At 39.2% G+C, this 22276-nt stretch carries 20 protein-coding genes; all 20 read right to left on the bottom strand.

The annotated features are described in order from the left end of the window. Positions 1-227: 227 nt before the first annotated feature. Entirely contained in the window at positions 228-491 is a 264-nt protein-coding gene (locus E6X37_RS00310) for a SemiSWEET family transporter (RefSeq protein ID WP_004696474.1), read from the bottom strand. 240 nt (positions 492-731) lie between these two features. Then, on the bottom strand, positions 732-2033 hold the full coding sequence (locus tag E6X37_RS00305) for an SLC13 family permease (RefSeq protein ID WP_004696476.1): 1302 nt from the start codon (positions 2031-2033) through the stop codon (positions 732-734). A 38-nt stretch (positions 2034-2071) separates the two neighbouring features. Continuing rightward, complete coding sequence (locus tag E6X37_RS00300) at positions 2072-2329, bottom strand: hypothetical protein (RefSeq protein ID WP_004696478.1); 258 nt, start codon at positions 2327-2329, stop codon at positions 2072-2074. Between the two features lie 193 nt (positions 2330-2522). Beyond that, complete coding sequence (gene mmdB / locus E6X37_RS00295) at positions 2523-3644, bottom strand: methylmalonyl-CoA decarboxylase subunit beta (protein ID WP_004696480.1); 1122 nt, start codon at positions 3642-3644, stop codon at positions 2523-2525. A 70-nt stretch (positions 3645-3714) separates the two neighbouring features. Continuing rightward, complete coding sequence (gene mmdC, locus E6X37_RS00290; protein ID WP_008601436.1) at positions 3715-4098, bottom strand: methylmalonyl-CoA decarboxylase subunit gamma; 384 nt, start codon at positions 4096-4098, stop codon at positions 3715-3717. Positions 4099-4199: 101 nt separating this feature from the next. Next, a complete protein-coding gene (mmdE, locus tag E6X37_RS00285; RefSeq protein WP_004696483.1) occupies positions 4200-4367 on the bottom strand; it encodes a methylmalonyl-CoA decarboxylase subunit epsilon in 168 nt (55 codons plus the stop codon). Between the two features lie 23 nt (positions 4368-4390). Further along, positions 4391-4738 (bottom strand): methylmalonyl-CoA decarboxylase subunit delta, encoded by a 348-nt coding sequence (mmdD, locus tag E6X37_RS00280; RefSeq protein ID WP_008714293.1) that lies wholly within the window; start codon positions 4736-4738, stop codon positions 4391-4393. 73 nt (positions 4739-4811) lie between these two features. Beyond that, on the bottom strand, positions 4812-6341 hold the full coding sequence (gene mmdA, locus E6X37_RS00275; protein WP_008714294.1) for a methylmalonyl-CoA decarboxylase subunit alpha: 1530 nt from the start codon (positions 6339-6341) through the stop codon (positions 4812-4814). A gap of 150 nt (positions 6342-6491) precedes the next feature. Further along, a complete protein-coding gene (gene mce, locus E6X37_RS00270) occupies positions 6492-6914 on the bottom strand; it encodes a methylmalonyl-CoA epimerase (protein WP_004696488.1) in 423 nt (140 codons plus the stop codon). Between the two features lie 51 nt (positions 6915-6965). Further along, the gene (gene meaB, locus E6X37_RS00265) at positions 6966-7904 is read right to left on the bottom strand and encodes a methylmalonyl Co-A mutase-associated GTPase MeaB (RefSeq protein ID WP_004696489.1); all 939 of its coding nucleotides are present in this window, start codon (positions 7902-7904) and stop codon (positions 6966-6968) included. A 79-nt stretch (positions 7905-7983) separates the two neighbouring features. Continuing rightward, positions 7984-8379 (bottom strand): cobalamin B12-binding domain-containing protein, encoded by a 396-nt coding sequence (locus E6X37_RS00260; RefSeq protein ID WP_004696492.1) that lies wholly within the window; start codon positions 8377-8379, stop codon positions 7984-7986. 28 nt (positions 8380-8407) lie between these two features. After that, complete coding sequence (locus tag E6X37_RS00255) at positions 8408-10054, bottom strand: acyl-CoA mutase large subunit family protein (protein WP_004696495.1); 1647 nt, start codon at positions 10052-10054, stop codon at positions 8408-8410. Positions 10055-10082: 28 nt separating this feature from the next. Continuing rightward, positions 10083-11588, bottom strand: coding sequence for an acetyl-CoA hydrolase/transferase family protein (locus E6X37_RS00250; RefSeq protein WP_118091359.1), 1506 nt, complete (start codon positions 11586-11588; stop codon positions 10083-10085). 524 nt (positions 11589-12112) lie between these two features. Next, positions 12113-13351 carry an O-antigen ligase family protein gene (locus E6X37_RS00245; RefSeq protein ID WP_004696499.1) on the bottom strand — a complete coding sequence of 413 codons (1239 nt, stop codon included), beginning with the start codon at positions 13349-13351 and terminating at the stop codon, positions 12113-12115. Positions 13352-13360: 9 nt separating this feature from the next. After that, positions 13361-14668 (bottom strand): bifunctional folylpolyglutamate synthase/dihydrofolate synthase, encoded by a 1308-nt coding sequence (locus tag E6X37_RS00240; protein WP_316102028.1) that lies wholly within the window; start codon positions 14666-14668, stop codon positions 13361-13363. Between the two features lie 12 nt (positions 14669-14680). Further along, positions 14681-17338, bottom strand: coding sequence for a valine--tRNA ligase (locus E6X37_RS00235; RefSeq protein ID WP_118091362.1), 2658 nt, complete (start codon positions 17336-17338; stop codon positions 14681-14683). 20 nt (positions 17339-17358) lie between these two features. Further along, positions 17359-18249 carry a twin-arginine translocase subunit TatC gene (tatC, locus tag E6X37_RS00230; protein ID WP_118091363.1) on the bottom strand — a complete coding sequence of 297 codons (891 nt, stop codon included), beginning with the start codon at positions 18247-18249 and terminating at the stop codon, positions 17359-17361. Position 18250: 1 nt separating this feature from the next. After that, a complete protein-coding gene (locus E6X37_RS00225; RefSeq protein ID WP_004698598.1) occupies positions 18251-19222 on the bottom strand; it encodes a polyprenyl synthetase family protein in 972 nt (323 codons plus the stop codon). Beyond that, a complete protein-coding gene (gene yihA, locus E6X37_RS00220) occupies positions 19219-19917 on the bottom strand; it encodes a ribosome biogenesis GTP-binding protein YihA/YsxC (protein WP_004698657.1) in 699 nt (232 codons plus the stop codon). The genes E6X37_RS00225 and yihA overlap by 4 nt, the downstream gene beginning before the upstream one ends. Next, on the bottom strand, positions 19917-22226 hold the full coding sequence (gene lon, locus E6X37_RS00215; protein WP_004696511.1) for an endopeptidase La: 2310 nt from the start codon (positions 22224-22226) through the stop codon (positions 19917-19919). The genes yihA and lon overlap by 1 nt, the downstream gene beginning before the upstream one ends. Positions 22227-22276 lie beyond the last annotated feature (50 nt).

Below are 22276 nucleotides of genomic sequence, written 5' to 3'. Positions count from 1 at the left end.
AATACGTACTATTATACTAGGAATTCAATTATCAATATTTATTATCATAAAAACTATTTTTTTATTACAACAGATTTAACGCTTATCTATATTTTAATCTAACATATAAACTTCACTCTAAAAAAGGCCGAATCATACGATTCGACCTCATTTATATTTATAAAGTAAAGTAATATCTTTACTATTATTCACTATATAACAATAATACTATTTTTTTCTTATAGCACTTAGAAAGATGTTAAGAATGTTAGTGTACCTAAAATAACGCCTGCAAGGTTTGGTACGATTAAAATATAATCACGTTTAGGTGATTTTGTCCAACCATATAATACCCAGATCAAACAGGATACTGCTGCAAATAATGGTTGCCATGGTTGACTAGGTTGACCATGAAGATTAGCAATTATTTGTGGGATATAGGCTAAAAATACAAATACACCAATAAATGCACCAATAGAACCAACTAACATGTTAAATCTTTCTTTTGTCATAGATGACCTCCTTATTCAACATTACATTATTATATCTTACACAATATACTATATCATATTTTTTTCGATGTAGTCAATTGTGTAAAATTAATCATGCAAATTAGTTTAATTCATATTGCTTTTGATTACACTTATATGTAATCTATATTAAAATCATATAGACTAAAATCATAAAAAACGAGGCCGAATCTTACGATTCGACCTCGTGTGTGCTTGTATAGTAGAGTAACCTATTCCCTATTATTTACCAGGGAAGAATGGCCATACCATTGGAATGATAATTAAGCTTACTACGAAGCAAACTAAAATCAATGGAACGCCAGCTTTTACATAGTCAGTAAATTTGTATTGACCAGGACCAAGTACTAATGTATTTGGAGGTGTACCTACAGGTGTACCGAATGCGCAGGATGCGGCAACGCCGATAGCCATCAATACAGCATGAGGATCAGCACCCATACCTTGAGCAATGGAGATACCGATAGGAGCCAATAATGCACAAGATGCAGTATTAGACATAAATTGCGTCATAACACAAGACAAAATAAACAATACGCCTGTTGCAAAGTAAGGACTAGGATCGGAACCCATAACACCAATTACTGCATCAGCAATCATTTTACCTGCACCAGATTGATCAAGTGCAGTTGCCACTGGCATCATACCAGCAAACAAGAAAATTGTTACCCAGTCAATAGATGTGTAAGCTTGTTTTTCATTCAAACAACCAGTTAATACGCAAAGCATTGCACCAATAACAGCAACCATGCTCAACGGTAAGTTAATACCAAAGTGTTCTTTCAATGGTTCACCTAAAATCATGGCAAGGATTACACCTAAAAGAATAAGTCCGGAGAACAATTGTTTCTTAGGATCGTTAGAAATATCTTCAGCAGCTACTTCTTGTTCTACATCACCGGCATCAGTAATTTCATGTTTAGGTAATAAATGTTTACCAATGAGCATCATGAATACGATAGTAGCGATAGTCAAAGGAATGCCAATCCAAGCAAACTCAAAGAAACCAAATGGTTCAATACCAAATTTAGTCAATGTACCACTTACAATGATATTAGGTGGTGTACCAACCATTGTAATGATACCACCGATACCTGCAGCGAATGCTAAAGGCATCAATTGACGAGATGCAGGAATCTTAGCAACAGCACAGATACCAACAACTACAGGAAGTAAAGCAGCTGTTGTACCAGTGTTAGATAAAAATGCGGACATGGTAGCTGTTACAAGCATAATCGCAAGCATCAAGCCATTTTCGCTAGTCCCTGCATGAGATACTACGGTTTCCCCAATTTTTTGAGCCAAACCAGTATAGAATAATGCAGCACCAACAACGAACATGCCTGCAAACAACACAACTGTACTATCAGATAAACCAGAGAATACAACCTTAGGAGTAATAATACCCATAAGGCCTAATGTAATTGCGCCGCCTAAAGAAGTAATAGCTAGAGGAATAATTTCCGTAACGAATAAAACAGCCATGACTGCAAGGACGATTAAGGTTTGTTCTGCAGTACCCATACATCATCATCTCCCTTCAGAGAAATGCACTGACATAATTATAAGAGATATAAAATATAACCTACGATACCAATGGCAGAGGCCATTATAAAAGTAATCCCATATCCCTCTCTTGTTTTAGGATACCCAAATAATAAAGTTTCACCAAGAAAACCTCGGCGATTAAACCAAGAATATTTAGTTCTCTGCTGAAACCATTTAGCTTTACCTTCAGCACCGATAATCAGTGCAGTAATAAAAAAAACAATAAATGCCCAAACAAAACAAATCAGTATTTTTAATTCAATTGATAACAAGTGACCACCTCTACTATATTTAAAGCACTAGAAGGTTATTCTGTGAAATCTTGCTAATCACCTAATGACCGATCTGAAAAGCATTTATTGCAAATATTCCCTTTTATGTATGATTACATAATGACCAAGGGCTTTTTGATTCACCAATAGGTGTACCTATTTAGGTACACCTGGGTGAATAAATATTAAAATATTAGTGGTTAGACAACATAGCAAGCATTGTACCTGCAGCTACTGCCGTACCAATAACGCCAGCTACGTTAGGTCCCATAGCATGCATGAGCAAGAAGTTAGCTGGGTTAGCTTTCGCACCTACTACTTGAGATACGCGAGCTGCCATTGGAACCGCGGATACACCGGCAGAACCAATAAGTGGATTTGTTTTACCACCATCTACTAAGCTCATCAATTTACCGAACAATACACCACCAGCTGTACCGCAAATAAATGCGAATAAGCCTAAAAGAATAATTTTGATGGTTTCTAAGCTTAAGAAGTGTTCCGCACTCATTGTCAAGCCAGTACCAGTTGCTAAGAAAATTGTAACTGTATTGATCAATGCGTTTTGAGAAGTATCGGATAAACGATCAGTTACGCCAGATTCACGGAACAAGTTACCTAACATCAACATACCTAAAAGGGATGTAATGGAAGGAAGCAATAAGGAAATGAAGATCGTTGCAACGATTGGGAACACGATTTTTTCAAAACGTGTTACTTCGCGCAATTGTTCCATAACGATTTCACGTTCTTTTTGAGTAGTGAAGAGTTTCATTACAGGTGGTTGAATCAACGGTACCAAAGACATATAGGAATATGCGGCAACCGCGATAGCACCTAACAAATGAGGAGCTAGCTTAGTAGCTAAGTAAATGGATGTAGGACCATCAGCACCACCGATGATACCAATAGCAGCCGCTTCTTGAGCTGTAAAGCCAAGCATCATTGCGCCACCTAAGGCAGCAAATACACCAATTTGAGCTGCAGCCCCTAAAAGCAATGTTTTAGGATTGGCAATGAGTGGACCAAAGTCAGTCATTGCACCTACACCAAGGAAAATTAAAGGTGGGAAGATTTCTTGGGAGATACCTGCACTAATAAGCGCCATAACGCCTTCTTCGAAACCGTTACGAGGAATATTGGCAAGTAAACAACCAAACGCAATCGGACCCAACAATAATGGTTCGAACTCACGAGCAAATGCTAAATACAATAGGATCAAACCTACAAGAATCATAATAGCATTGCCTGTTGTAAATGCGAGGAACCCGCTATCGTTAATAACAGATTGTATCGCAACAGCAAAAGCCTCCATATGCGTTCCCCTTTCACAAATATAAAATTGTTAGATGACGTGGCGCAGCCACGTCATACAACACTTGGTATTAGCCAAGAACAACCATGTCATCGCCAGTGGATACAGTTTGGTTAGCAGATACGCGAACTTCGGAAACTACAGCATCATGAGGAGCTGCGATTTCATTTTGCATTTTCATAGCTTCAAGAATCAACAAAGTTTCGCCTTTTTTAACTGCTTGACCAGCAGATACTGCTACAGATAAGATTTTACCAGGCATTGGAGCTTTTACAGTTTCAGCACCTGCTGGAACTGGAGCTGCTGCTGCAGCAGGAGCTGGTGCAGGAGCTGCTTTAGGAGCTGGAGCTGCTGCTGGAGCTGCTTTAGGAGCTGCTGCAGGAGCCGCTGCTTTCACTTCATTAACTTCTACATCATATGCTGTACCATTTACTGTAACGTTGAATTTTTTCATCTTAAATTCCTCCAAAATGTGTAGTTCCTACACAAAACTTATAAATATTTTTACACATATAAATTGAGTAATCCCACGGATTATCAAAATAGCCAATTATCTTATCGATTACCACGCAAACGGCCTTCCATTTTCCAATTGTAGCTTACGATTGGACGGATATGCGCGATTTGATCAGCGGAATAACCCATTGCCGCTAATGCACCAACGATTACTGCTACTACATCTTGAGATGGAGCTTTACCGTTAGTTGTTGTAGCATTGCTCATTACAAATGCCTCCTAAAAATATTTTAACCTCTACCGCTTAAGCGACCTTCCAAGCGCCATTTAGCACTAGTTGCTGTAGGTCGAATAGATGCAATTTGTTCAGATGAGTACCCCATCGCCACAATGGCACCTACGATAGCTGCTACTACTTCATCCTCATTTTGAGCAGATGCATTTGCTGGAGCTACAGGAGTAGCTGTTGGAGTAGCAACAGGAGCAGTTGCTGCTGGTGCTTCTTTTTTCTTCCTAGTAGGATCGATTAAATGTACGATTTCCATAAGAATACCTAAAGCTATCAATACAGCAAATACAACTGTCATATTAATCGCCATGATTAACCAAGGATTGGTAGTAACTGCTTGTCCTTCCATAATCATTCCCCTTTCTAAAAAAGTAGTAAAGAAAGGTATCTCCCAAATTCGATGATATGTTTACCGAATCGAATTATAATGGAATATTACCATGTTTCTTTGGAGCACGGTTTTCGCGTTTACTTGCAAGCATTGCCAAAGCGTTGATAACTGCTGGACGAGTTTGTTTAGGTTCGATTACAACATCTACGAAGCCACGTTCTGCAGCTTTGTAAGGAGTCGCAAACTCTTCTACATATTTAGCTGTTTTAGCATCTTTATCTTCGTCTTTCTTGAAGATAATATTAGCTGCACCAGCAGGACCCATTACAGCGATTTCGGATGTAGGCCAAGCATATACTTGGTCTGCGCCTAAATCTTGGGAACACATAGCGAGGTAGGAACCGCCATATGCTTTACGAGTGATAACAGTAATTTTTGGTACTGTAGCTTCAGAGTAAGCATATAACATTTTAGCACCATGACGAATGATACCGCCCCATTCTTGATTTGTGCCAGGCAAGAAACCAGGAACGTCAACGAAGTTAACGATTGGAATATTGAAAGCATCACAGAAACGGATGAAACGGGAAGATTTGTCAGAAGCGTTAATGTCCAAGCAACCAGCCATTACTTTTGGTTGGTTAGCAATGATACCAACGGATTGACCATCAAAACGAGCGAAGCAAGTAATGATATTAGTAGCATAGAATGGTTGTACTTCATAGTATTCGCCATTATCTACAGTAGCTGCAATAACATCTTTCATGTCGTAAGGCATGTTACTGTTATCTGGCAACAAGCTATTCAAGCTTTCATCCTCACGAGTTGGATCGTCACCAGTATCTACCAATGGAGCATCTTCCATATTGTTGGATGGCAAGAAGCCTAATAAGTAACGAATTTGAGCGATACAATCATCTTCATTTTCAGCTGCAAAGTGAGCAACACCAGACACGGAGTTGTGAGCCATTGCACCACCAAGATCTTCAGCGGTTACTTCTTCACCAGTTACAGATTTGATTACTGCAGGACCAGTGATGAACATTTGAGAAGTATTTTTAACCATGTAGATGAAGTCAGTCAATGCTGGAGAATATACAGCACCGCCCGCACATGGGCCCATGATTACGGAAATTTGTGGAATAACACCAGATGCATTTGTATTTTCAAAGAAAATTTTACCGTAACCAGCAAGGGCATCTACTGCTTCTTGAATACGAGCACCGCCGGAATCGTTGATACCAACAATAGGAGCACCCATTTTCATTGCTAAACGTTGTACTTTAACGATTTTAGCAGCATGCATTTCACCAAGAGAACCACCTTCTACAGTGAAATCTTGTGCGAATGCATATACTAAACGACCGTCGATAGTACCATAACCTGTTACTACACCTTCGCCTGGTAATTCTTTCTTGTCTTGACCGAAGTTAACACAACGATGTTTAACGAATTGATCAAGTTCAACGAAGGAATTATCATCGAACAATTTAGCCAAGCGTTCGCGAGCAGTCATTTTACCTTGAGCATGTTGTTTCTCAACGCGTTTTTCGCCGCCACCAGCTTTAACTTTAGCTAGTTTTTCGTGCAATAACTCGATTTTTTCCTGCACTGTTGCCATTATAGCACCTCCAAATAAAACTTGTTACAGTATCATTTTATTTCATAAATGAATAAAGTTCAAGAAGCATACATATTTAATATATAACGTAGGATTATATGTATATGTATATCTACAACTCATATATAATGATGTGAATTGGATACTGTATTATTTCATACGTTGACATAATTCAAGCAAAACACCGCCAGTTGCTTTTGGATGTAAGAAAGCAATTGAGGAGCCGCCTGCACCATAACGAGGTTTTTCGTCAATCATACGAACGCCTTTAGCCATCAAATCAGCAATAGCATTTTCAATATTATCAACGCGCAATGCAACGTGTTGGATACCATCACGACCGCCATTTTTTTCGATAAATTTACCGATAGGGCCATCTGGAGTTGTAGTTTCTAAGAATTCAAGTTCAGCATCACCACAAGGGAAGAAGGATACTTTTACCTTTTGTTCTTCTACGATTTCGTCTTCAGGAAGATGTTCAATGCCTAATGCATTTTTATAGAATTCTTTAGTTGCTGCTAAATCATTAACACCAATACCGATGTGATCCACTTGTAATACTTTAAAAGCCATTTTGATTATCTCCTTTTCAAGGCTAAATCTCTAATGCTATGTAGTCGCCGTCTACTTTAGCACGCTTGTCATTACGCCATTAACAACTGTATATGGATCGCTTTCGCGTTCATTAACAGCTGCCACTTGGCTATTAAATTCATCGCTTGTAACAATTTTATCAGCTACATAACGACCAATTTGTTCATTAATCATTGCGATGATTTCATCACGAGTACGTTCTGCCCGACGAGATTCCAATTCACCAGAATCTTCAAGATACTCAAAATGTTCATCTAAAGCGTCGATAAGTTCATCTACGCCTTGGTCTTTACTAGCAATTGTGCGCTTAATTGGTGGGCGCCATTTTACTTCACGAGAATCTAGGTCAAGCATCATTTCAATTTCTACATTCAAACGATCGCAACCATCTCGGTCAGCTTTGTTGATAGCAAATACATCGCCAATTTCAAGAATACCCGCCTTGATAGCTTGGATATCATCACCGAGACCAGGAACCAGTACAACCAATGTAGTATCAGCATTTTTTACAATATCTACTTCAGATTGACCTACGCCTACAGTTTCAATAATTACTAAATCCATGCCAAAGGCATCCATGAGTTTTACAACGTCTGCAGTCTTCTTAGATAATCCACCAAGACTACCACGCGTGCCCATGCTTCGAATGAATACATTTTCATTTAATGTTAAATCATTCATTCGAATACGGTCCCCCAAGATAGCACCTCCAGAGAATGGGCTAGTTGGGTCGATGGCAACGATGCCGATTTTTTTACCTTGATCTAAATAATGTTTAACTACCTTATCGGTCAAAGTACTTTTACCAGCACCAGGGGCCCCTGTAATACCGAGAATACGTGCGTTCCCCGTTTTAGGGTAAATTGCCTTCATAATATCGATGGCATTATCATACTCGTTTTCTACAGCTGTTATGGACCGTGCTAAGGCTAGTCTAGAACCTTCAAAAAGGCCTTTAACTAAATCCATTCGCCTCACCACCTATCTTCGAATATGGGAATAGAGGGGAGCCAACTATTCAAGTTGCACCCCTCTTTGCCCCAAGCAATTATTTTACGTTTTCTTTAATAAAGTTAACGATATCGCTAGTTGGTGTGCCAGGTGTGAATACTGCCGCTACGCCAGCTTTTTTCAAGCCAGGGATATCAGCGTCAGGAATAACGCCACCACCGATTACAAGAACATCCCCCATGCCTTTTTCTTTCAAAAGTTCAACAATTTTAGGGAACAATGTATTATGAGCACCAGAAAGAAGAGATAATGCAACTACATTAACGTCTTCAGAAAGCGCTGCTTCAACAATTTGTTCTGGTGTTTGACGAAGACCAGTATAGATTACTTCGAAACCAGCATCGCGAAGTGCGCGTGCTACTACTTTTGCACCACGGTCATGACCATCAAGACCTGGTTTTGCTACAATTACTCTAATACGTTTTTCTGCCATGATATATTACCTCCGAAATCAGCCGATATTATAATGTGGAATGAGCTTCGTATTCACCGAATACTTCGCGCAATACATTACAAATTTCACCCAAAGTAGCATATGTTTTAACTGCTGCAAGAATTAATGGCATCAAGTTAACAGATTCGTCAGCTGCGCCAGCTTTCAAATCAGCTAAGGCTTTATCAACTGCGGCTTGATCGCGGTTAGCACGAACTGCTTGAGTTTTCTTAGATTGGTTAGCACCTACGGAAGCGTCTACGCGAAGCAAGTCTTTTGGAGCTTCTTCTTCAACTTGGAATTTGTTTACGCCAACGATTGTGCGCAAGCCAGATTCAACTTCCATTTGCCATTTGTAAGCGGATTCTTGAATTTCTTTTTGGATGTAGCCTTTTTCGATTGCTACTACAGCGCCGCCCATTTCATCAATTTTCTTGATGTATGCCATAGCTTCGTCATAGATAGCGTTAGTCATAGCTTCAACATAGTAGGAACCGCCCAATGGGTCAACTACGTCAGCCAAACCAGATTCGTAAGCCACGATTTGTTGAGTACGAAGAGCTACTTGTACAGATGCTTCTGTAGGAAGAGCCAAAGCTTCGTCACGAGAGTTTGTATGTAAAGATTGAGTACCGCCCATTACAGCTGCTGCAGTTTGAAGAGCAACACGAACGATGTTGTTATCAACTTGTTGTGCAGTCAACATGGAACCAGCTGTTTGAGTATGTACACGAAGCATCATAGATTTTGGTTTTTTAGCACCAAAACGTTCTTTCATGATTGTTGCCCATAAGCGACGAGATGCGCGGAATTTAGCAACTTCTTCAAGTACATTATTATGAGCATTCCAGAAGAAGGAAAGACGACCAGCAAATGTATCAACATCAAGACCAGCTTTCAAAGCTGCTTCTACGTATGCGATACCATCAGCAATTGTAAATGCGATTTCTTGTGCTGCTGTGGAACCTGCTTCACGGATGTGGTAACCGGAAATAGAAATTGTATTCCATTTTGGAACGTATTGAGAACAATATTCGAAGATATTAGTGATCAAACGCATAGATGGTTTTGGAGGGAAAATGTAAGTACCACGAGCTGCATATTCTTTCAAAATATCATTTTGAATAGTACCTTTCAATTCTGTGGAAGGTACACCTTGTTTTTCAGCTACTGCGATATACATTGCCAACAAAACGGATGCTGGAGCGTTGATTGTCATGGAAGTGGATACTTTGCCAAGGTCGATGCCATCGAACAAGATTTCCATATCTGCCAAAGAGTCAATCGCTACACCTACTTTACCAACTTCGCCTTCAGCCATAACATCATCAGAGTCATAACCGATTTGAGTTGGCAAGTCGAACGCACAGGAAAGACCTGTTGCACCAGATTCGATTAGGTAGCGGTAACGTTTGTTAGATTCTTCAGCTGTAGCGAAGCCTGCATACATACGCATTGTCCAGAAACGACCACGGTACATAGTAGGTTGTACGCCACGAGTATAAGGGAATTCGCCAGGCATTCCCAAATCGCGTTCATAATCAAAGCCTTCAATATCAACTGGTGTATACACACGGTTGTATTTTAAGTTTTGACGTTCTGGAGTTTTTGCGCATTTTTCGTCACAAAGTTTGTTGTACTCAGCAATTTGGGCTTTTAAGTTTTCGTAAGCCATGTTTTCATCATCCTCCTAAAAAAACAGGTTATTTTTTCATGCTTCCAGTTTCTGTGAAGCGTTTATGCCAAGAAAGAGCTTCATCAAGCAACATTGGTGTATGGGCATTCTTTGTTGCAGCTAATGCTTTTTCTAGGTATTCAGTTAACATAGGTTTGTAGTCTGGGTGAGCACATTTTTCAATAATCAAACGAGCTCTTTCCACTGGGCTCAAACCACGACAGTCAGCAACACCTTGTTCTGTACAGAAAATCATAGTGTCATGTTCTGGATGATCCACATGGGATACATATGGAACGATAGAACTGATGTCGCCATTTTTAGCAACGGAATTGGTACAGAAGATAGTGAGATATGCACTACGTGCAAAGTCACCAGAACCACCAACACCATTCATCATTTTGCTACCCATAATATGAGTAGAGTTTACATTGCCAAAAATATCAAATTCGATAGCGGTATTCATGGCAATGACACCAATACGACGAGCAATACCAGGGTTATTGGAAATTTCTTGCGGACGAAGAATAATTTTTTTACGATATTCATCAATATTCGCATAGAAACGTTTCAATCCATCTGGAGAAGGACTCAATGCAGTACCGGAACATACAGTTACTTTACCAGCATCGATCAAGTCAAACATACCGTCTTGAATTACTTCTGTATAAATAGATAAATCTGTGAAAGGCCCTTGAGCCAAGCCACTAATTACCGCATTTGCTACAGAACCTACGCCGGATTGCAATGGAAGCAAGTTTTTAGGCAAACGACCTTCTGCAATTTCTTGTTCAAAGAATTTGATAAGATGTTGACTCATTGCCTTTGCATCATCATCAATAGCAGCTAAAGGTCTTGTTGTATCAGGTACATCACTTGGAACCACAGCAATAATTTTGCTAGGATCACAAGGTATTGCTTCTGTACCGATGCGATCGCCGGCCTGTTCCAACGGAATTGGTTTACGATATGGCGGATCCAACGGTTCATAGATATCATGCATACCAACTAAGGATAATGGTTGAGATACATTTACCTCTACGATAACCTTTTTAGCTTGACTAACAAATGTTGGAGAATTACCAACAGAGGTAGTCGGTACTAAAGAACCATCTTCGTTGATTTGACATACTTCAATTATTGCTACATCTAAATCTCCGAAAAATCCATAACGAATATTTTGTGCCATTGTGCTTAAATGCATATCGATGTATTTAACATCTCCACCATTTAAAGCCTTTCTCATATCTTTATTGGTTTGATATGGAAAGCGGCGATTAATACCATTAGCACGAGTTAACGCACCATCAGCTTCATCACCTACGGAAGCACCTGTCCACAAATCGATTTTGAATGGTTCTTTTTCCATTCGTTCTGCCAATGCCAATGGCACAACTTTTGCATAACCCGATGGTGTAAAGCCGGAAATACCAACTTTGTCATTAGGGTTAATCAACTGAGCTGCATCATAAGCAGTGACAATTTTACCTTGCAGGTCCACATTTTTTACGCGGTCTTTGATGTCTATCACCATAACCATCTCCTTTAAGAGTAACATTGTTAAACGACAATTGAATCTCTTTGGTCTAATACGTTCCTTAAACCGACTTCATCGTAGTCCACATCCAATGTATTGTCAACTTATATGACTAAAATGTATTTTTTATCACACTCCGACTGTGCATTATGACCAAAACGCATAGGTTTTTACATTTTTACATAAGTTTTATTCACACCGATATAACTCACAGGAATTATCAATTTAATAGTATATATTGTTGTTTTTTATGTATATCGAACTATCTCAATACAACATATAGAGCCTTATCAATATAATAAAGAAATAATATATACAGAAACTGACCGCTACACCTCCTATAAAAATATAGATATACAAAAAACCGGTTTTCAAATGCAAGCAATAATGTTCAATTATTCTAACATTAGAAAACCGGTTAAATATACTTAAGCTTACCCTGCTAAGGTATGTATAAATTATACCATACTATGAAATTGTATCGCTACCATAAAACTTACTAATTATACAAAATATACCTTTTACATATGGGCCTTTGTGGAAAGTTGTACTTTCACAAAGGCCCCAACCCAACCAAGGAGTTGCCAAAAAACAATAGTAACTTGATGGCTATAGAGCTCAAAATCAGACAATCCACTAAAAAGAACTCCGATAGCTAAAGCGCCTATACCTATCTGTGCAGCTTGTCGGAACATATCCCCTTTCAAACGAACAGATGTAATAACATGACCGACGATAACTGCTAGGAATGATAGCAAGCCAGGAATACCTGTTTCAGCCAATATATTTAAATATAAATTATGGGCATGATACATCAACACATTAGGACCTTGAATGTAATAGTTATACTCTGGATAAACTAAGTAGAATGTATTCCACCCAATACCAAAGATTGGGTTTTCTCGTACGATATACATTGTGCTATCCCATAGAGCCCAGCGAAGATCTGATGACGTATCATGACCTTGGAATATAGACCAAAGTCGTGAAGCAACTTCCCCTTCATAGAAGTATAGAATTAACGGTACCACTAACAAGGATAAGAATAGTCTTCGTTCTACGAAAATAGCCCAATACAGAATCATGGCCGCAAAACTAATCCAAATACCACGCGAATAGGTTAATAACATCGTTAAAAATAATACAACACCAATAATCAGCATTGTAACAACTTCACGAGTACGATTCTCTTTCATATAAACAAGAATATAGCTAATACATACACTTAGTACCATCAATAGATAGGCCCCTAACAAGTTAGGATTTTGCAATGTAGACGCCATTCGACGCATCAATTTAGGGAATTGTGCTGCATCAACCCATTCTTTTATATGTATATTGGGAACAAATATATACTGATAGGCCCCAATAATGCATACAAGAACGGCTGTACCTAAAAAAGCACGAAGAAAATAGTTCCACTGTTTAGGTGTTCGAATATAGGTACGAACTAAATAGTACATGCCCCCACCCGCTACAATTTGGTAGAACCAGCTCTGAATAGACCAATCCCAGTTTGGGGACATTAACGACGATATACCTGTCCAGATAACAAAGATCATAACAGTCCAAGATAGATAGCCTGTCGGCAAACTCAATGATTTACTAGAAATTAAATCATATAATGCCAAACCTATAGCCAACCAGAGAAGTACATCTCCTACCATTGGTTGAAGAGGCATCGCAATGACAACACCATAGATTAATCGTTCAATATAAAAGGTAAGTCGTTTCTGATTAGGAATGAGTGAGAGTTCCATATTCTCACCTCAATGACTCATCTCATGGAAAAACCACTGACGAGCATCCCCTAGAATATATAAAGAACCACATACAGCAATGATATCACCAGTCTTTGTATGTTTGTAAGCCAATGCTAATGCAGCCTCAACAGATTCTGCAGTTTGATCCATCACCTTAGGTACAGTACGGAGAATCACTTCAACCAAGTTTTCAGGTACCTCTGTTCTATCTGTTGGTGCAGGTACAACGAGGACTGTGTCGCCAGATTTAACCACTTCACGAATAATAGCCTCTTGGTCTTTATCTTTAAGGATAGCCATTACCACCGTTTTCGGTGTGTTCTTAAATAGTTCATTGTACGTCATGGCAAAAGACTCAGCCCCTGCCGCATTGTGAGCACCGTCAAATATAAAGGTACGATCTAAGCCTCGTTTAACTTCAAAGCGCCCCGCCCACGTAGTGCGGGCAAATCCTTCACGCATCGTTTCTTCACTGATGTTCGTATCCTCTTTCATCAACAGGCGTACGGCCATCAATGCACAAGCGAGATTTACAGATTGGTGAATGCCAGCCATCGTCGTAAACAACATAGCAGGTGCAGCATCGTTAGAACTAACCGTAATCATTTGACCACCCGTTACAGCGCTGCGGCTATCAATACCAAAATCTTTATTAAAAACATAAAGCTTGGCATGTTGTTTTTTAGCTACGTCCTCAATGATATTAAGAGGTGTATCTTGTGCAGCTGTCACTACAGGCACCTTAGGTTTAATAATCCCCGCTTTATGGCGTGCAATTTCCTCGACAGTATCACCACAATATGCTTGATGATCTATTGTTACATTAGTAATAACAGATACTTTTGGAGTCACGATATTAGTAGAATCTAGTAAGCCACCTAAACCAACTTCTACTACAGCATAGTCGACACCTTGATCCTTAAAGAATAAAAATGCGGCAGCTGTTAATATTTCAAATTGTGTTGGCGCTTCTATTCCATTACTAATAATAGTATCTACTGCAATCTTTACGCGACTAATTAATTTTCCAAAGGCTTCCTCTGTTATATTTCCATCATTAATTTGAATACGCTCCGTATAGGATTGAAGGTGAGGCGATGTAAATCGCCCCACCCGTAATCCACTTGTAAACAGTGCGTAGGAAATATATGAGGTAACCGAGCCCTTACCATTTGTACCTGTAACATGAACAATTTTATAATCTTCTTGTGGATTCCCTAACACATCCATAAGAGCCGTAATTCGTTCAAGGCCAGGTTTAATACCAAATGAAGATGCCTGCTCCAAATAGGCTAAGGCCTCCTGATATGTCATATAAACCTCCTATTATAAGGTTTCAAGGAACGCTTCACGTTCCAATAACGCTTGTTGTTTTTGTTTATATTCTTCTAACTTTTCTTTTTCTTTTGCTACTACAGCTTCAGGAGCTTTTGCTAAGAAGCCTTGGTTAGACAATTTACCTTCCAAACGAGAAATTTCTTTTTCCATTTGGATTTTTTCCTTTGCAATACGCTCTCTTTCTTTTTCACCGTCAATCAAGTCTTTAAGTAAGAGATATACTTCCATACCATTGACAACGGTTACAGTCGCATTTTCTGGTTTTGGATCATCGGTACCAAGAATTGTTACTTTCTCAGCCCAAGCCAATGTTACGAAGTAGTCACTATGTTCTGCTACAGTTTTAGCTAATGCTTCATCTGTTGGCGCTACGATAACCTCAGCTTTTTTACCTAAAGGCACATTCATTTCAGCACGCATGTTACGAATACCTTTGATAGCATCCATCATAACTTCCATTTGACGTGCTGCCCCTTCAAGATTATCAAATTTCAATGCTTCAGGCCATTTAGTAACAACGATGCTGTCCCCTTCGTGTGGCAAATGTTGCCAAATATGTTCAGTTACGAACGGCATGAATGGATGTAATAATTCGAGCATATGACGTAAGATTGTTACAAGTAAATATTGAACTGTACGACGATCACGTTCGTTACTTTCACTATACAAACGAGGTTTCGCTAATTCAATGTACCAATCGCAGTACGTATTCCAAATGAAATCATATACGGAACTTGCAGCTTCACCAAGTTCGAATTTATCGAGATTAGATGTTACGCTTTGTACGGTTTCATTGTATTTTTGAACAATCCATTGGTCTGCTAATGTCAAATCATCTGCTGTTGGAACAAAACTTTCATCATAATTTGTAAGGTTCATCAATACAAATTTTGATGCATTCCAAATCTTATTGGCAAAGTTACGGTTAGCCTCAACACGTTCCATATAGAAACGCATATCGTTACCAGGTGTGTTGCCAGTTACAAGAGTAAAGCGCAATGCATCAGCACCATATTGGTCGATAACTTCAAGCGGATTAATACCATTGCCCAAAGATTTACTCATTTTACGGCCCTGGCTATCGCGGACAAGACCGTGAATAAATACATGTTTAAATGGAATTTCATGTTCAAACTCAAGAGCCATAAAGATCATACGAGCAACCCAGAAGAAGATAATATCGTAACCAGTTACAAGCACACTTGTTGGATACCATTGTTTAAGTTCTGGAGTTTGCTTAGGCCAACCCATTGTGGCAAACGGCCATAAACCAGAGCTAAACCATGTATCAAGAACATCTGGATCTTGTGTAACATGACCGTGGCAATGAGGACATTCTGTAATATCTTCACGGCTAACGATAGTTTCACCACAGTTATCACAATACCATGCAGGAATGCGATGGCCCCACCACAATTGACGAGAAATCGTCCAATCGCGGATATTTTCAAGCCAGTTCACATATGTTTTTGTAAAACGTTCAGGAACGAACTCTACTTCGTGGTCTTTAACAACCTTAAGAGCGGGCTCTGCCAATGGTTTCATATCTACGAACCATTGTTTAGATACCATTGGTTCGATGATTGTATTACAACGGGAGCAATGACCTACTGCATGGTCATGATCATCAATTTTTTCAAGTAGGCCTAATTCTTTAAGTTCTGCTACTACTTGTTTACGCGCTTCTTCACGAGGTAAGCCATTAAATTTGCCAGCACCTTCATTCATTGTTGCATCATTGTTCATAACAACGATGGATTCCAAATTATGACGTTGGCCCATTTCAAAGTCATTAGGGTCATGAGCAGGTGTAATTTTTACACAGCCTGTACCGAAGCTAGCATCTACATAGTCATCGGCAATTACAGGAATTTCTCGATTAACAAATGGCAAGATCAATGTTTTACCAATGAGATCTTTATAACGATCATCATCAGGATTTACTGCTACTGCTACGTCACCAAACATTGTTTCTGGACGAGTTGTAGCAACAACAACAAAACGATTATCTTCACCTTTTACAGGATATTTAATATGCCATAAATGGCCATGTTCGTCTTCATGCTCAACTTCAACATCAGATAACGCAGTGGCACAACGAGGACACCAGTTGATGATGCGTTCACCGCGATAGATCAAACCTTTTTCATAAAGGCTTACAAATACTTCGCGCACTGCATGGTAATACCCTTCATCCAAAGTAAATCGCTCACGGTTCCAATCACAGGATGCGCCAAGGCTACGGATTTGTTTTACAATAGTATCACCATATTCTTTTTTCCATTCCCACACGCGCTCTACGAATTTTTCACGGCCCAAATCATAGCGAGATTTTCCTTCTTCTTTAGCAAGCATCTCTTCTACTTTGATTTGTGTAGCAATACCAGCGTGGTCTGTACCTGGCATCCACAATACATTGTAGCCTTGCATGCGTTTGAAACGGATGAGGATGTCTTGTAATGTGTTATCAAGGGCATGCCCCATATGCAACATACCAGTTACATTAGGAGGTGGTAATACGATACTAAATGGCTCTTTATTCGTGTCTACTTCTTCGTGAAAGTATCCTTGATTTTCCCAATAAGAATACCATTTGCCTTCTATTTCACCAGGATTATATGTGGTTAAATTTTCGTAGGTTTTCATCGTTCCTCCTAAAAGACTCCTTAGCGCTTCATAATTTTAGCCAATACAAATAGGCTTGTTTCATATAGCAATATCATAGGTAATGCAATCATCGTTTGCGAGAACATATCCGGTGTAGGTGAAATGACAGCACCTATGATAAAGGATATAAGAATAAATATCTTTCGCTTCGTTTTTAAAAAGCGTGATGTAATTAAGTTGAAATATCCCAAAATAATTAAGATCAACGGCAACTCAAAGATTAATCCAAAGGGTAGTACAAAGGATAATACAAAGTCCATATACTGACCAATAGAAAACATCGGCTGTAATTCATCTGTAGCAAAGCCCATAAAGAACTTCACTGCTGCAGGCAATACGAGAAAATAAGAAAATACAATACCTATCCCGAATAGACCAATTGCTACTGGTAAGATCCAGTTAGATAGCTGCTTTTCTCGTACAGTTAGTGCAGGCTTAACAAATAGCCAAATCTGATGCAATATAATGGGAGCGGCTATGACTAAGCCACCTACAACAGACACCTTCATATATGTAAAAAATGCTTCAGTAGGTCTCATATAATAAAGCTTGCCAGCCGGTTTTAGGAGTATTTCCAATAATAAGTCTACATAATAATAAGAAATACAAGTTCCCACAATAACTGCTACAGCTATTATAATCAACCGTTTTCGCAGCTCTGAAAGATGTCCTACAAGGGACAATTCCCTTGCTTCATCCATCATCTTCTGCTCTATAGCCGTATAAACTGGTTCATCTTCCACATCCTCAGGAATGTGTTGAGTTGCCACCTTATATCGTTCTTGCTCAGACTTTTGTTCTGCTTCACGCCGTTTTTGACGAACTACACTGTCAAAAGAAGGTTTTTGCATGGGATATTCGAAATCCGATTTTGGTTCGAATGGTTCCATATTATACCTTTCTATCAGCTAGATTTTCTACAGCCATCACAAGGAATTCCTTCCCTGGGAAATCACGCACTGCAGCGAGTGCCGCTAGAGCATCTTTACAATATTTATCAGCTACAGCTAATGTATTATCAATGCCACCTTGAGCAATAACATAATCAATAATGTCTTGCTCATTACCACCATTATTTAAGCCTTTAATATCTTCAAGCAATTTATCTTTATTACCATCGTTAACGATACTTAATAACGGATACGTCAATAGTCCCTCTCGAAGATCATTCCCTACAGGCTTTCCCGTTGTCTCCGCTGTTTCACGATAATCCATAATATCGTCTGTAATTTGGAATGCCATGCCTAATGCATGACCATATTTTTTCAACTCTATGATTTCATCCTCTTGCCAATCTCCTAAGAGACCACCAAGCTCCATACAGCCTTCCATGAAGTCTGCTGTTTTCTTTTGCGTCTTTGTCATATAACGCTCTATGCCTTGATCGATGCGATATACATCTTCCATTTGCATGAACTCACCTTCTACGAGGCATGTAATAATATGAGAGAATACTTGAAGATACTTCATATTCGTCATTTCAGATACGATTTTAAATGCTTTGGCAAATAAATAATCACCACTAAGGATAGCTACCTTATTACCTTTATGCATGTGAATTGTATCCTCCCCACGGCGAATTTCAGCTTGATCTAAAACATCGTCATGGATAAGTGTTGCTAAATGAAGCATTTCAACAGCCTCAGCAATTTTAATGCGTTGACGCTCTATAGATGTACCTGCATTAGCAATCAATAGACACAATTGAGCGCGCAAACGCTTACCACCTGCTGCTGATAACGGTCGAATCAGTGCATTGAAGTCCTCTGCACCGGTATTAAAAGATGATGCAAGAGACTCTTCGACATGCTCTAAATCTAGAGCAATGCGTTCCATAATCTCTAATTCGTTCGTTTGACTCATGCTTCATCTCCTACCAAAATTTTATTGATTCGTTGTTGTAAAAGCTCACGTCCAGTATGCTTTAAAGAGCTGTACAAAATCGGCGGGGTAGCCGTTGGATATAGTTCTTTAATAATAGACAAGTTTGCAGACTTTTCTTTAGCCGTCAATTTATCGGCCTTGGTCACTACAATTTGTAACGGAACACCGGCTTCGACGAGCCAATCAAAGGCCACCTTATCAATGGTCATTTCAGGATGGCGACCATCGATAAGCAAACACAACAACATCAATCGTTCAGAATGTAAAATATAATCGGCAATAAAGGAAGACCACAGATTGCGGTTTCCTTTATTTGTCTTTGCAAAACCATAACCAGGAAGGTCCACAAGAAACCAGTTATATCTGCGTTCCTCGGTGTCAGAAATATCCTCTTTTGATTCAATATCAAAGTAGTTTATCGTCTTAGTCTTACCTGGCTGACCACTAACGAGGGCTAACCCACGATAGTTACATAAAGAATTAATCAACGAAGACTTGCCCACATTAGAGCGTCCAAGGAAGGCGATTTCTACGGTATCCCCTTCAGGATATTGATCCGCCTTCACACAGGAAGTATTATATTTTGCAGCTATAATACGAGGCCCCTTTGGTTCTTTTCGTGTATATTGTGGTTTTGGGCCCATTGGTTTAGTGGATTTTTTCTTCTTTTGCATTACACAAGTGCCTTTGCTAATACTTCATCCATTGTCTTAACTGGCGTAATGATGAGGCCTTCTTTCACAATGTCAGGTAATTCTGCAATATCCTTTTCATTGCCTTTTGGAATCAATACCTCTTTTATACCATGAGACAAGGCTGCTAATAATTTTTCTTTTAAGCCGCCTATTGGTAATACGCGGCCACGCAATGTGATTTCACCAGTCATGGCAATATCAGAACGAACCTTGCGGTTAGTCAAAATAGATACCATAGCTAATGTCATTGTAATACCTGCAGAAGGACCATCTTTAGGGGTTGCCCCTTCTGGCAAGTGAACGTGAATATCAAGCTTTTTATAAAAATCTTCTTCAATCTTTAAAGCTTTTGCATTATGGCGAATATAACTCATAGCCGCTTGACCAGACTCTTGCATAACCTTGCCGAGACTACCAGTTAAAGCCAATTTACCGGTACCATTCATAGTTGTAGCTTCACATGGTAATACTACACCACCAACAGATGTCCAAGCTAATCCATTTACATAGCCAACTTGTGCTTTCTTTTCTCGCTCTTGGTCAACAAAGATTGGTGCGCCTAAGAATTCGTGCAGATTCTTAGTAGTGACTTTTGGTGCGTCTCCGCCTTCTTCAACTACTTTGAAAGCAATCTTACGGCAAATCTTAGCAATTGTTTTCTCTAAAGTACGAACACCTGCTTCGCGAGTATATTCGGAAATTACCTTTCTTAACACAGCATCAGATAATTTAACCTTGTAATCTTCAAGGCCATTTTTCTTAATTTGCTTAGGTGTTAAGTAACGCTTAGCAATTTCTAGTTTTTCTTCTTCCATATAGCTGGACAACTCAATAATTTCCATACGATCTAACAATGGACCAGGAATATTAGATGCTACATTAGCCGTAGTAATCCAGAAAACTTCAGAGAAGTCGAACGGTACTTCGATAAAGTGATCACTAAATGTGCTATTTTGTTCTGGATCCAATACTTCTAATAACGCTGAAGATGGATCACCTTTATAATCAGATGCTAATTTATCAATTTCATCCAATAAAAATACAGGATTCTTAGTACCTACATTTTTTAACCCCTGAATCATACGACCAGGTAAAGCACCAATATAAGTACGTCGATGTCCACGAATTTCAGCTTCATCACGAACACCACCTAAGGATGCACGGATAAACTTACGATTCATTGCTTTAGCAATAGAGGTAGCCAAAGAGGTTTTACCAACGCCTGGTGGGCCTACTAAACAAAGAATAGAGCCACTATTTTTACCGGTTAATTTACGAACCGCTAAAAATTCTAAAATGCGTTTCTTAACCTTTTCAAGGCCATAATGATCGGCTTCGAGCATAGCATGAGCGCCCTTGATATCTAAGCGGTCTTCCGTTAATTCATTCCACGGTAATGCCAATACCCAATCTAGGTAATTGCGCAAAATTGTTGCTTCCGGCATCAATTGAGGCATGCGGCTGTAACGAGAAATTTCTTTATCAATACGCGTATGTACGTCTTCACTTAGGTTAAGTGCTTTTAACTTAACTCGTAGTTCTTCTGCCTCCTCCTCGGGATCTCCTTTATCACCCAACTCATCGTGGATAACGCGGATTTTTTCGCGCAAGAAATATTCCTTCTGCGCTTTTTCCATAGATTGACGCACTTGATTATTGATGGAATTTTCCAAATCAGAGATTTGTAATTCCATATTTAAAATGCCTACAATCATGTTAAGACGACGAGCTACAGATAATTCTTCAAGTAACTCTTGACGTTTCAAATTATTAATAGGCAATAGAAATGCAACTTGGTCAGCTAATTCACAAGGATTGCGTAATTCCATAACGCGCGTTACACCTTCATCAGTAACTGATTTAGCTTCTTCTGCCCATTCGCCAAATTTAGCTTGAACCAAACGACGATAAGCTTCAAGCTCTACATCGTCTTCAAATTCAGACGCCACTCGTTCATAGTCTCCTATATAATAAGGGTCCATGCTAGTAATATTCATAAGACGAATACGAGTGATGCCCTCTACAAGAACACGTACTATACCACCTGGTAAGCGCAACATTTGTTTAATTTTTACTAATGTACCCATTTGGGCTAAATCATGAACTGTTGGTGCATCTACAGCATCATCTTTTTGAGTTACGACGGCTAAAATGCGGTCCTCATTCATTGCGGCTTCCACCGCCTTAATGGATTTGTCTCGACCGATATCGAGGTGAATCACGATATTCGGGTATACTACCATGCCTCTGAGAGGTACGGTAGGGATCCCAACTTCGAGTAAATTCATACTTCCTCCAGGTATATATATTATGAAAAGAAACTCATTCCTACACAGAA

Origin of the sequence: Veillonella parvula, from assembly GCF_032550495.1 — a bacterium.
GTDB lineage: Bacteria > Bacillota > Negativicutes > Veillonellales > Veillonellaceae > Veillonella > Veillonella parvula_G.
The sequence above is the reverse complement of the archived record's forward strand: the minus strand, read 5'-3'. Positions and strand labels throughout refer to the sequence as shown.

Excerpts from the sequence above, each read along its gene's own strand:
- E6X37_RS00255 (WP_004696495.1), bottom strand. The coding sequence starts at position 10,054 with ATGGCTTACGAAAACTTAAAAGCCCAAATTGCTGAGTACAACAAACTT.
- mmdE (WP_004696483.1), bottom strand. The coding sequence starts at position 4,367 with ATGAGCAATGCTACAACAACTAACGGTAAAGCTCCATCTCAAGATGTA.
- mmdB (WP_004696480.1), bottom strand. The coding sequence starts at position 3,644 with ATGGAGGCTTTTGCTGTTGCGATACAATCTGTTATTAACGATAGCGGG.
- E6X37_RS00250 (WP_118091359.1), bottom strand. The coding sequence starts at position 11,588 with ATGGTGATAGACATCAAAGACCGCGTAAAAAATGTGGACCTGCAAGGT.
- mmdD (WP_008714293.1), bottom strand. The coding sequence starts at position 4,738 with ATGGAAGGACAAGCAGTTACTACCAATCCTTGGTTAATCATGGCGATT.
- lon (WP_004696511.1), bottom strand. The coding sequence starts at position 22,226 with ATGAATTTACTCGAAGTTGGGATCCCTACCGTACCTCTCAGAGGCATG.
- mce (WP_004696488.1), bottom strand. The coding sequence starts at position 6,914 with ATGGCTTTTAAAGTATTACAAGTGGATCACATCGGTATTGGTGTTAAT.
- yihA (WP_004698657.1), bottom strand. The coding sequence starts at position 19,917 with ATGCAAAAGAAGAAAAAATCCACTAAACCAATGGGCCCAAAACCACAA.
- E6X37_RS00305 (WP_004696476.1), bottom strand. The coding sequence starts at position 2,033 with ATGGGTACTGCAGAACAAACCTTAATCGTCCTTGCAGTCATGGCTGTT.
- E6X37_RS00245 (WP_004696499.1), bottom strand. The coding sequence starts at position 13,351 with ATGGAACTCTCACTCATTCCTAATCAGAAACGACTTACCTTTTATATT.
- E6X37_RS00260 (WP_004696492.1), bottom strand. The coding sequence starts at position 8,379 with ATGGCAGAAAAACGTATTAGAGTAATTGTAGCAAAACCAGGTCTTGAT.
- E6X37_RS00225 (WP_004698598.1), bottom strand. The coding sequence starts at position 19,222 with ATGAGTCAAACGAACGAATTAGAGATTATGGAACGCATTGCTCTAGAT.
- E6X37_RS00310 (WP_004696474.1), bottom strand. The coding sequence starts at position 491 with ATGACAAAAGAAAGATTTAACATGTTAGTTGGTTCTATTGGTGCATTT.
- mmdC (WP_008601436.1), bottom strand. The coding sequence starts at position 4,098 with ATGAAAAAATTCAACGTTACAGTAAATGGTACAGCATATGATGTAGAA.
- tatC (WP_118091363.1), bottom strand. The coding sequence starts at position 18,249 with ATGGAACCATTCGAACCAAAATCGGATTTCGAATATCCCATGCAAAAA.
- mmdA (WP_008714294.1), bottom strand. The coding sequence starts at position 6,341 with ATGGCAACAGTGCAGGAAAAAATCGAGTTATTGCACGAAAAACTAGCT.
- meaB (WP_004696489.1), bottom strand. The coding sequence starts at position 7,904 with ATGGATTTAGTTAAAGGCCTTTTTGAAGGTTCTAGACTAGCCTTAGCA.
- E6X37_RS00235 (WP_118091362.1), bottom strand. The coding sequence starts at position 17,338 with ATGAAAACCTACGAAAATTTAACCACATATAATCCTGGTGAAATAGAA.
- E6X37_RS00240 (WP_316102028.1), bottom strand. The coding sequence starts at position 14,668 with ATGACATATCAGGAGGCCTTAGCCTATTTGGAGCAGGCATCTTCATTT.